The sequence below is a fragment of the Streptomyces glaucescens genome (genome assembly GCF_002154375.1).
Lineage (GTDB): Bacteria > Actinomycetota > Actinomycetes > Streptomycetales > Streptomycetaceae > Streptomyces > Streptomyces glaucescens.
Genome location: NZ_MUND01000115.1, coordinates 1 through 9,519 on the forward strand (window position 1 = coordinate 1; position 9,519 = coordinate 9,519).

At 72.2% G+C, this 9,519-nt stretch carries 11 protein-coding genes; 6 read left to right on the forward strand and 5 right to left on the reverse strand.

Going from position 1 to position 9,519, the window contains the following annotated elements:
- Together CCN42_RS08445 and CCN42_RS08450 are read right to left on the reverse strand one after the other, a co-directional pair.
- Nucleotides 1–1,824 (reverse strand): FHA domain-containing protein (locus tag CCN42_RS08445; RefSeq protein WP_086734231.1); only part of this gene is annotated, 1,824 nt, incomplete at its 3' end.
- A gap of 61 nt (nt 1,825–1,885) precedes the next feature.
- On the reverse strand, nt 1,886–2,296 hold the full coding sequence (locus tag CCN42_RS08450; protein WP_086734249.1) for a hypothetical protein: 411 nt from the start codon (nt 2,294–2,296) through the stop codon (nt 1,886–1,888).
- A gap of 165 nt (nt 2,297–2,461) precedes the next feature.
- Between CCN42_RS08450 and CCN42_RS08455 the strand changes: the two genes are divergently transcribed.
- Nucleotides 2,462–2,749, forward strand: a complete 288-nt coding sequence (locus CCN42_RS08455) for a DUF1905 domain-containing protein (protein WP_086734233.1) — start codon at nt 2,462–2,464, stop codon at nt 2,747–2,749.
- A gap of 75 nt (nt 2,750–2,824) precedes the next feature.
- Here CCN42_RS08455 and mgrA read toward each other — a convergent pair whose 3' ends face one another.
- Entirely contained in the window at nt 2,825–3,817 is a 993-nt protein-coding gene (gene mgrA, locus CCN42_RS08460; RefSeq protein ID WP_086734235.1) for an L-glyceraldehyde 3-phosphate reductase, read from the reverse strand.
- Nucleotides 3,818–3,945: 128 nt separating this feature from the next.
- Here mgrA and CCN42_RS08465 point away from each other — a divergent pair, with 128 nt between their 5' ends.
- Together CCN42_RS08465 and CCN42_RS08470 are read left to right on the forward strand one after the other, a co-directional pair.
- Nucleotides 3,946–4,830 carry a LysR family transcriptional regulator gene (locus tag CCN42_RS08465; protein ID WP_086734237.1) on the forward strand — a complete coding sequence of 295 codons (885 nt, stop codon included), beginning with the start codon at nt 3,946–3,948 and terminating at the stop codon, nt 4,828–4,830.
- A gap of 25 nt (nt 4,831–4,855) precedes the next feature.
- The gene (locus CCN42_RS08470) at nt 4,856–5,368 is read left to right on the forward strand and encodes a mycothiol transferase (RefSeq protein ID WP_086734238.1); all 513 of its coding nucleotides are present in this window, start codon (nt 4,856–4,858) and stop codon (nt 5,366–5,368) included.
- Here CCN42_RS08470 and CCN42_RS08475 read toward each other — a convergent pair.
- Nucleotides 5,353–6,420 (reverse strand): adenosine deaminase, encoded by a 1,068-nt coding sequence (locus CCN42_RS08475; RefSeq protein ID WP_086734240.1) that lies wholly within the window; start codon nt 6,418–6,420, stop codon nt 5,353–5,355. The two genes, CCN42_RS08470 and CCN42_RS08475, sit on opposite strands and share 16 nt — an antisense overlap.
- Before the next feature lie 47 nt (nt 6,421–6,467).
- Nucleotides 6,468–6,860 (reverse strand): VOC family protein, encoded by a 393-nt coding sequence (locus tag CCN42_RS08480; RefSeq protein WP_086734242.1) that lies wholly within the window; start codon nt 6,858–6,860, stop codon nt 6,468–6,470.
- A 297-nt stretch (nt 6,861–7,157) separates the two neighbouring features.
- On the opposite strand from CCN42_RS08480, the gene CCN42_RS08485 reads away from it, so the two are divergent.
- The 3 genes from CCN42_RS08485 to CCN42_RS08495 form a co-directional block, all read left to right on the forward strand.
- Nucleotides 7,158–7,616, forward strand: a complete 459-nt coding sequence (locus CCN42_RS08485; protein ID WP_086734244.1) for a pyridoxamine 5'-phosphate oxidase family protein — start codon at nt 7,158–7,160, stop codon at nt 7,614–7,616.
- A gap of 113 nt (nt 7,617–7,729) precedes the next feature.
- The gene (gene sph / locus CCN42_RS08490) at nt 7,730–8,716 is read left to right on the forward strand and encodes a sphingomyelin phosphodiesterase (protein WP_086734245.1); all 987 of its coding nucleotides are present in this window, start codon (nt 7,730–7,732) and stop codon (nt 8,714–8,716) included.
- Nucleotides 8,717–8,822: 106 nt separating this feature from the next.
- Nucleotides 8,823–9,519: class I SAM-dependent methyltransferase (locus CCN42_RS08495; RefSeq protein ID WP_086734247.1), on the forward strand; the 697-nt coding region annotated here is incomplete at its 3' end.

Consider the following 9,519-nt stretch of genomic DNA (forward strand, 5'->3'; position numbering starts at 1 on the left):
CTTGGACATCAGGTACGCCGATCTGGACAGGCCGACCGCTCGTTCGCGCTGGTAGATCACCCGTTCCTTGACGAGTTCGCGCACGGCGTTGGCGGCGCCGGTGAGGACGCCGCCGACGCACAGGATGAGCAGCACGTTCAGCGCGTTCTTGCGGGTCAGCTCGCCGCCCGCGAGGGCACGGGTCATGCCGCCCATCACGAACGGCAGGGCGATCATGATGGCGAGGAAGGTGCGGTCGGCGGAGAGCGCCGCGGAGTAGCGGCGGACCAGGGTGCGCACCTGGCCGCCCCAGCTGCGGGGCCGCGGCGGCGGTCCCAGGATGACCGGGCCCTGGCGGGGCACCTTGGGCTGGCTTCCGGCCTCGGCCACGTACCGCCGGTGGAACGGCGAGGCGCGGTACTCCCCCGCCCAGTCCCGGTCGCTGTCCTGGTCGAACGCCTCGAAGGCCTCCGGCCAGTGCTCGAAGCCGAAGAAGGCGAGGGCGTCGCCGGGCGGGCCGTAGTAGGCGACCTTGCCGCCGGGGGCGAGGACGAGGAGGCGGTCGCAGACGTCCAGGCTGAGCACGCTGTGGGTGACGACGATGACGGTCCGGCCGTCGTCGGCGAGCCCGCGCAGCATGTGCATCACCGAGCGGTCCATGCCGGGGTCGAGGCCGGAGGTCGGCTCGTCGAGGAAGAGCAGCGAGGGCTTGGTCAGCAGCTCCAGCGCGACGCTGACCCGTTTGCGCTGGCCGCCGGAGAGGCTGTGCACATGCTGCCCGGCACGTTCCTCCAGGCCCAGTTCCCGGATCACTTCGTCGACCCGGGCGCGGCGCTCGGTCTTGGCGGTGTCCTGCGGGAAGCGCAGTTCAGCGGCGTAGGAGAGGGCCGCGTGGACGGTGAGCTGGGCGTGCAGGATGTCGTCCTGCGGGACCAGGCCGATGCGCTGGCGCAGCTCCGGGTAGTCGTGGTAGAGATCGCGGCCGTCGTAGAGGACGGTGCCGTGGTCCGCGGGGCGCAGGCCGGTGAGCGCGTTCATCAGGGTGGACTTGCCGGCGCCGCTCGGGCCGACGACGGCGAGCAGGCACTTCTCCCCCACCGGGAAGGAGACCTGGTCGAGCAGGCGCTTGCGGCCGCGGTCGACGGAGACGCTGATGTCCTGGACGTCGAGGGAGACCTCGCCGGTGTCGACGTACTGCTGGAGTTCGTCACCGACCAGGCAGAAGTCGGAGTGGCCGATTCCCACGATGTCGCCGGGGCCGATGTCGGCGCGGTCGACCGGCTCGCCGTTGAGGTAGGTGCCGTTGTGGCTGCCGAGGTCGGCGATCTCGTAGCTGCCGTCGGCGTGGATGCGCAGTTCGGCGTGGTGGCGGGAGACGACCAGGTCGTCGACGACCAGGTCGTTGTCGGCGGCGCGGCCGATGCGGACGGTGCGGGTGGGCAGCGGCCGGACGCTGGTCGGCTCCCGGAAGGTGCCGGTGAGGGCGGGCCGGGAGACCGTCGAGGGGCGCTGCGGGAGGGAGGCGGCGAGGCCGGTGAGGACGGCGCAGGGGCCGTCGGTGGGGCTGCCGAAGCGGAGGACGGTGCCCGGTCCGACGCCCCGCTCGTGGACGCGGCGGCCGTCGGCGTAGGTGCCGTTGGTGCTGTGCTCGTCCTGGAGCGTCCAGTGGTCGGCCTCGGGGTGCAGCACCGCGTGGTGCCAGGAGACCCGGTCGTCGTCGAGGACGATGTCGCTGAGGGGGTCGCGGCCCACGTGGTAGTCGCGGGCCGGGGTCATCACGGTGACGCCCGTCTCGGTCTCCAGGACCAGTTCGGGTGCCGTGGACGCGGCCGGCCGCTCCGCCATGCCAGAATTCTACCGATCGGCCCACATTCGTGCTTGGTCACCGGGGGATGCGCCCGCCCGGTCAGGCCACCGGCACGACCAGCCCCGGGATGGTCCGCTGCATCCGCAGGGCGTCGACGGACTCGGCCATCAGCTCGTACTCGGTGGTGTCGTCGCTGACGGCGATCCGCACCAGCCGCCCGGCCGCGAGTTCGTCGGCGATCCGCTCCTGCCGGTCCGCGTCCGCGCACCAGGAGCGCAGGACGGCCGGTACGTCCTGGATCCCGTCCGCGACCGGAACCAGCGCGTTCGGCGGGTACGGGGCGTCGCCGGGCCGGGGGTCGAGCCGCTCGGCGATCCAGGTGGCGCGGTCCCGCAGCCACCACAGGGCGAGGGCCAGGGTGGGTGCCCGGTAGGTGCCCAGGGGGACCCCGATGCGCTGCCCGCCGCAGATGCCGTACGCGGTGACATGGCAAAGGAATTCGTCGTGCACGTTCGCCTCCCCCATCGGGGACTGCCCCTGCCGTCGAGTATCTTCACTCTTGAACCACTGTCACCACGCCTTTTTGGCCAGTCTCCTGGCATATTCCGCGCGGCTTCCCTGGCCAGAATGCGACGGCCTGCGATGAGTTTCACGGCGGGCCGGAGTCTGCCTCGTATGGACACGACCGGAAAAGTCGACGTGGAATTCACGGCGGTACTGACCAAGAGCCCGGAACAGGGCGGCTGGACCTACGTCGTCTGGCCGGAATCGGTCGCCTATTTCGGCACCCGAGGATTGGTCAAGATCCGCGGGACGATCGACGGGCGCCCATTCCGCAGTTCCTTCATGGCCCTGGGGGACGGCACGCACAAATTGCCGGTGAAGGCGGAGATCCGCCGGGCGATCGGGAAAGGGGAGGGCGACGCGGTGACCGTACGCATCGAGGAACGCCTGAGTTCTTGATCGGAAATACGGACGCCCGGAGACGGCTGCCGTCCCCGGGCGTCCGGAAGGAATCGCCGCTACGCAGCTATGCCGCTACGCCGTGACGATCGCGTCGATGCGGGCCAGCTCGTCCGCGTCGAAGTCCAGGTTGCGGATCGCGGCGACGCTGTCCTCCAGCTGCTGCGGGCTGCTCGCGCCGACCAGGGCGGAGGTCACCCGGCCGCCGCGCAGCACCCAGGCGAGGGCCATCTGGGCCAGGGACTGGCCGCGGGACGTGGCGATCTCGTCGAGCGCGCGCAGCTTGCCGACCAGTTCCCCGGTCAGCGCGTCGGAGCTCAGGAACGGGCTGTCGCTCGCGGCCCGCGAGTCCTCCGGGATGCCGTCGAGGTAGCGGGCGGTGAGCACGCCCTGCTCCAGCGGGGAGTAGGCGATGGAGCCGACCTCCAGCTCGTCCAGCGCGTCGAGCAGGCCCTCCTCCTCGGGGCGGCGGTCGAGCATCGAGTAGCGCGGCTGGTGGATCAGCAGCGGGGTGCCCAGCTCACCGAGGATGCGGGCGGCCTCCCGGGTCTGCTCCGGGGAGTAGTTGGAGACGCCGACGTACAGCGCCTTGCCCTGCTGCACGGCGGAGTGCAGGGCGCCCATCGTCTCCTCCAGCGGAGTCTCCGGGTCGGGCCGGTGCGAGTAGAAGATGTCCACGTAGTCCAGGCCCATCCGCCTCAGGCTCTGGTCCAGCGAGGACAGCAGGTACTTGCGGGAGCCCCACTCGCCGTACGGGCCCGGCCACATCAGATAGCCGGCCTTCGTGGAGATGACCAGTTCGTCGCGGTACGGCGCGAAGTCGGCCGTCAGCGCCTCGCCGAGCGCGGACTCGGCGGCGCCGGGCGGCGGGCCGTAGTTGTTGGCCAGGTCGAAGTGGGTGACACCGAGGTCGAAGGCGCGGCGCAGAATGGCGCGCTGGGTCTCGACCGGCCGGTCCGGGCCGAAGTTGTGCCACAGGCCGAGCGACAGCGCGGGCAGCTTGAGGCCGCTGCGTCCGGTGCGCCGGTAGGGCATCTCGGCGTAGCGGTCGGGGTGTGCGGTGTACAACGCGACTCCAGAGAGGTTGGCACACAGGGGGCGGCTCCGGGTCCGAAGCCTCCCCCACTCTGGCGTGACCTGCGGCCAGTGGTCCAACAGAAGAATCCGATGGGATTCAGCGACTACGCTTCTCGGTCATGGAACTGCGCCAGCTCCGGCACTTCCTCGCCGTCGCCGAGGACCAGCACTTCACCCGCGCGGCCGAACGGCTCATGGTCTCCCAGTCGGGCCTGTCGGCGTCGATCCGCGCCCTGGAGCGCGAGCTGCAGACCCCGCTGTTCGTCCGCACCACCCGCCGGGTCACGCTCACCGAGGCGGGCCGGGCGCTGCTGGTCGAGGCCGAGCGGGTGCTCGACCGGGTGCGCGCCGCACACGAGGCGGTGGCCGCCGTACAGGGCGTGCTGCGCGGCACGCTGGCGCTGGGCACCGAGCAGTGCATCGCCGGGGTGCCGGTGGCCGGGCTGCTCGCCGCGTTCCGGCGGCGCCACCCGGACGTGGAGATCCGGCTGCGGCAGGCGGGCTCCGGAGCGCTGGCCGACGAGGTGACCGCCGGGCGGCTGGACCTGGCGTTCGCGGTGCGCACCGGCACCGACCCCGAGCAGCTCCGGGCCCTCTCGCTCACCAGCGAGCCGATGACCGTGCTGTGCCACGCGGAGCACCCGCTGGCGGTGGCCGGGGCGGCCGTCACCCCCGAGGACATCGGTGGCGAGGTGTTCGTCGACTTCCACCCGGACTGGGGACCGCGCCGCACCACCGACGCCGCGTTCGCCGCCGCGGGGGTACGGCGGACGGTGGCGCTGGAGGTGAACGACGTGCACAGTCTGCTCGACCTGCTGGACGAGAACCTGGGCGTCGCCGTCGTGCCGCACCACTTCCGGCACAAGCGGCCGTCGCTCACCGCGCTGCCGCTGAAGGGCACGGGCGAGGCCGCGTACGAGACGGTGGCCCTGCTCCCGCCGCCGGAGGCCACCAGCCCGGCGGCCCGGGCTTTGATCACATTGCTGGAAACGGGGGGCGCCTGAGCGGCGCGCGGGTCATGGTGGACCCATGCATGCAAAGGACATCCTCATCGACGGCTACAGCCGTATCCAGGAAGAAGTTCACGCCGCCGTCGACGGCCTCGGACCCGAGGAGCTGAACCACCGGCCCTCCGCCGACGCCAACTCCATCGCCTGGCTGGTGTGGCATCTGACCCGGGTCCAGGACGACCACATCGCGGACGTCGCCGGGCTCGACCAGGTGTGGCTGGCGCAGGACTGGGCGAAGCGCTTCGGCCTCGGACTGCCCCAGCGGGATTTCGGCTACGGACACGACTCCGCGCAGGTCGCCAAGGTGCGGGTCGACTCCCCCGACCTGCTGACCGGGTACTACGACGCAGTGCACGAGCAGACGCTGGAGTTCCTGCGCGGGCTGACCGCCAAGGACTTCGAACGCATCGTGGACGAGGGCTGGGATCCGCCGGTCAGTCTCGGGGTACGGCTGGTCAGCGTCCTGTCCGACGATCTCCAGCACGTCGGACAGGCCGCCTATGTGCGCGGGCTGCTTCAGAGCGCCGCGTAACCCGGCAGGACCACGTCCTCGATGAGGGCCTTGCGCTCGTCGAACGGGATGAACGCGCTCTTCACGGCGTTCACGGTGACCGTGCGCAGGTCCTCGACGGTCCAGCCCGCCTGCTCGACCAGCAGGGACATCTCCCGGGTCATGGTCGTCCCGGACACCAGGCGGTTGTCGGTGTTCAGGGTGACCCGGAAGCCGAGGTCCTTCAGCGCGGTGATGGGGTGTTCGGCGATGGAGGTCGCGGCGCCGGTCTGGAGGTTGGAGGTGGGGCACATCTCCAGCGCGATCCGGCGGTCGCGGACCCAGCTCGCCAGCCGGCCGAGCTTGCCGTCGACGATGTCCTCCGTGATCCGCACACCGTGGCCGACGCGCTGGGCGCCGCAGACCTGGAGGGCCTGGTGGATGCTGGGCAGGCCGTGGGCCTCACCGGCGTGGATGGTGAAGGGCACGCTCTCGCGGCGCAGGTGCTCGAAGGCGGCGAGGTGGTCGGCGGGCGGGAAGCCGTCCTCGGCGCCGGCGATGTCGAAGCCGACGACGCCCGCGTCCCGGTAGGCGACGGCCAGTTCGGCGGCCTCCTGGACCCGGTCGAACATCCGCATGCCGCACAGCAGGGTGCCGACCCGCACCGGGGTGCCTGCCGCGGCGGCCTTGGCCATGCCGGCGGCCAGGCCCTCCTGCACCGTCTCGACGACCTCGCGCATGGTCAGTCCGCCGTTGGTGTTCAGCTCGGGCGCGTAGCGCACCTCGCCGTAGACGACGCCGTCCGCGGCCAGGTCGAGGACGTACTCCTCGGCGGTGCGCAGCAGGCCCTCGCGGGTCTGCATCACGGCGAGCGTGTGCTCGAAGGTGGCGATGTAGCGGACCAGGTCTCCGGAGTTCGCGGCCTCGTAGTACCAGGCGGCCAGCTCGTCGGGGTCGGTGGTGGGCAGCGTGTGGCCGACCTCCCGGGCCAGCTCGACCACGGTGGCCGGGCGCAGGCCGCCGTCGAGGTGGTCGTGCAGGACGGCCTTGGGCAGGCGGCGGATGACGTCGGCGTCTATGCGCGTAGAAGACATGGTGCGGGCGTTCCTCGGCAGATCGGTGAGCGAAGGGGCGGGAGTGGTCAGGAGGCCGGCTGGAGCAGGTCCCAGCGGTTGCCGTAGAGGTCCTGGAAGACGGCGACCGTGCCGTACGGCTCGTGCCGGGGCTCCTCCAGGAAGGTCACGCCCGCGCCGCGCATCCGGGCGTGGTCGCGGGCGAAGTCGTCGGTGTGCAGGAAGAAGCCGACCCGGCCGCCGGTCTGGTCGCCCACCCGGCCGCGCTCGGCGTCGTTCTTCGCGCGGGCCAGCAGCAGGGCCGTACCGGGGGCGCCGGCGGACGGCTCGACGACCACCCAGCGGGAGCCGTCCGGGCGCGGCGCGTCCTCGGCCAGCCGGAATCCCAGGGCCTCGGTGTAGAAGCGGATCGCCTCGTCGTAGTCGTCGACGACGAGGGTGACCAGGGCGATGCGTCTCATCGGTACCTTTCGGCGCGGGAAACCGGGTGGGTTGACGGGAGAGGTTATACGTAAAACCTACCGGATGCCAGTCGTGGTGCCGAGCGCGCGGAGCGGGGTGTGCGAGGGCTACGGCGGCATGGGCCCGTCTCGGCAGCACCGTGCCGGGAGAGGAGCAGCACGGCTGGTGAGGGGCGGGCCCGCGGCGACGGCACTTCGCGCGCGGGGACGTCGTTGCGGGCCTGGTCCGAAAGGCCGAGGGCCGCGTCCGTCCCCGGACCGAGGCAGGGCGCGCTCCCGGCCCGTTACCGTCCCCGCATGAAGATCACCGAGACCCCGCGCACCCCCGCGCAGCGCAGGCGGGACGTCCTGGCCCGGCTGGAACGGGAGGAGGACGTCTGGGCCGCCACCGCCGCGGCCGACGGGACGCCCTGGCTCGTCGCGCTCTGGTTCCTGTGGGACGGGGAGGCGGTGTGGCTGGCGACGCGGACGACCAATCCGACCGGCCGCAATCTGCGCGACGGCCGGCGCGTCCGGCTGGCACTCGGGGACACCCAGGACGTGGTGCTGATCGACGGCGAGGCCGAGGTCCTCACCCGCGAGGAGGTGCCGGCGGCGACCGCGCGGGCGTACATCGCCAAGTACGGCTGGAACCCGGGCGCCGACAGCCCTTCCTACGCCTGGTTCCGGGTGCGCCCGCGGGTCGTGCAGGCCTTGCGCGGGGAGCACGAGATGAAGGGGCGGCACCTGATGCGGGACGGGGTGTGGACGGTCTGAGGCTGCCCGACCTCGGGCGGACATCCTTTTTCCGCACGGTGGTTACCTGGGAGTAATCGCCAGTGGTTTGATGTGCGGCGCCACTCAACCCCCCTCATTCACAGGGAGATCCAGTGCCGCTTCGCACCCCGCGCCGCACCCCCGGCGCCGCCGTGCTCGCCCTCGCCCTCGCCACCGCGGGGCTCGCGGGCACGGCGCCCACCGCCACGGCCGCCGAGCAGCCGCCGCCGGTGCGGGTCCTGTCGTACAACGTGTTCCTCTTCAGCAAGAGCCTGTACCCGAACTGGGGGCAGGACCACCGCGCGGCACAGATCCCGAAGGCGCCGTTCTTCCAGGGCAACGACGTCGTCGTGCTCCAGGAGGCCTTCGACAACTCCTCCTCCGACGCCCTGAAGCGCGCCTCCGCGACCGCCTACCCGTACCAGACGCCGGTGGTGGGCCGGAGCAAGGACGGCTGGGACGCGACGGGCGGCGCCTACTCGGCGACGACGCCGGAGGACGGCGGGGTCGCGGTGCTCAGCAAGTGGCCGATCCTGCGCAAGGAGCAGTACGTCTATCAGGACGCCTGCGGGGCGGACTGGTGGTCCAACAAGGGCTTCGCGTATGTGGTGCTGAACGTGAACGGCGCCCGGGTGCACGTCCTGGGCACCCACGCCCAGTCGACGGACCCGGGCTGCGACCCGGGCGAGGCCGCCGCCGTGCGCAGCCGTCAGTTCAAGGCCGTCGACGCCTTCCTGGACGCGAAGAACATCCCGGCGGGCGAGCAGGTGCTGGTGGCAGGTGACCTCAACGTCGACTCGCACAGCGCCGAGTACGCCTCGATGCTCGCCGACGGCGGCCTGGTGGGCGCGGAGGCGCGCACCGGGCATCCGTACTCCTTCGACACGGCGGAGAACTCGATCGCCCGCGAACGTTACCCGGACGACCCGCGGGAGGACCTCGACCACGTGCTGCACCGGGCGGGTCACGCCCGTCCCGCGGGGTGGCAGAACGACGTGGTGAAGGAGACGACGGCGCCCTGGACGGTGTCGAGCTGGGGCACCTCGTACACGTACACCAACCTGTCGGACCACTATCCGGTGACCGGGTACGCGGGCTGACCGCTTTTCACTGGTCATGCTCCAGTGTGTTTCACTGGAGCATGACTACAGTGAAGGCGTTCGGGCCTGAGCCCGGAACGACGGTGACCGCCGCGGCGGCCCCGCGGTGAGCGGCGGTTGGGAGGACGGCGACTACACCGCGGCCGGGGACGCCTGGGCGCACGCCGCGGACGACGTGGTCCGTGCCGCCCTCACCGGGCTCGCCGGCGTCCCGCGGGTGCTGGACGTGGGCACGGGATCCGGTCCGGCCGCCCTCGCCGCGGCGCGGCGCGGGGCGCGGGTGGTGGGGCTGGACCGGGAACCGGGACTGCTGCGGGTCGCCGTGGAACGCGCGCGCCGGCCCGGGCAGCCGCTCGGCTGGGTGGCCGGGGACGCCCGGCGACTGCCGTTCCGGGCGGGCGCCTTCGATGTCGTCCTGTCCACCTTCGGCGTGATGTTCGCCCCAGAACCGGCCCGGGTCGCCGCCGAGTTGGTGCGCGTCACCCGCCCCGGCGGGCGGCTCGCCGTCGCCTCCTGGACGCCCGACGGGATCATGGGTCTGATCGCCCCGACGGTCCTGCGCCACCTGGACGGCCCGCCCGGCCCGCCGGCACCCACCCGGTGGGGCGAGCCGGACCGGGTCGCGGCCTGGTTCGCGCCGCTGCCGGTCACCGTGCGGTGCCGCCGGGCACGGGTGCGGGTGCGCTATCCCTCGGTGGCGCACGCCGTGGCCGTCTTCGAGACCAAGCCCGGCCCGATCCGCGCCCACCGCCGGAACCTGGAGCGCGCCGGACGGTGGGACCGGGCCCGTGCGGACCTCGCCG

Excerpts from the sequence above, each read along its gene's own strand:
- CCN42_RS08480 (WP_086734242.1), bottom strand. The coding sequence starts at position 6,860 with ATGAGACGCATCGCCCTGGTCACCCTCGTCGTCGACGACTACGACGAG.
- CCN42_RS08475 (WP_086734240.1), bottom strand. The coding sequence starts at position 6,420 with ATGTCTTCTACGCGCATAGACGCCGACGTCATCCGCCGCCTGCCCAAG.
- CCN42_RS08470 (WP_086734238.1), top strand. The coding sequence starts at position 4,856 with ATGCATGCAAAGGACATCCTCATCGACGGCTACAGCCGTATCCAGGAA.
- CCN42_RS08485 (WP_086734244.1), top strand. The coding sequence starts at position 7,158 with ATGAAGATCACCGAGACCCCGCGCACCCCCGCGCAGCGCAGGCGGGAC.
- CCN42_RS08465 (WP_086734237.1), top strand. The coding sequence starts at position 3,946 with ATGGAACTGCGCCAGCTCCGGCACTTCCTCGCCGTCGCCGAGGACCAG.
- CCN42_RS08455 (WP_086734233.1), top strand. The coding sequence starts at position 2,462 with ATGGACACGACCGGAAAAGTCGACGTGGAATTCACGGCGGTACTGACC.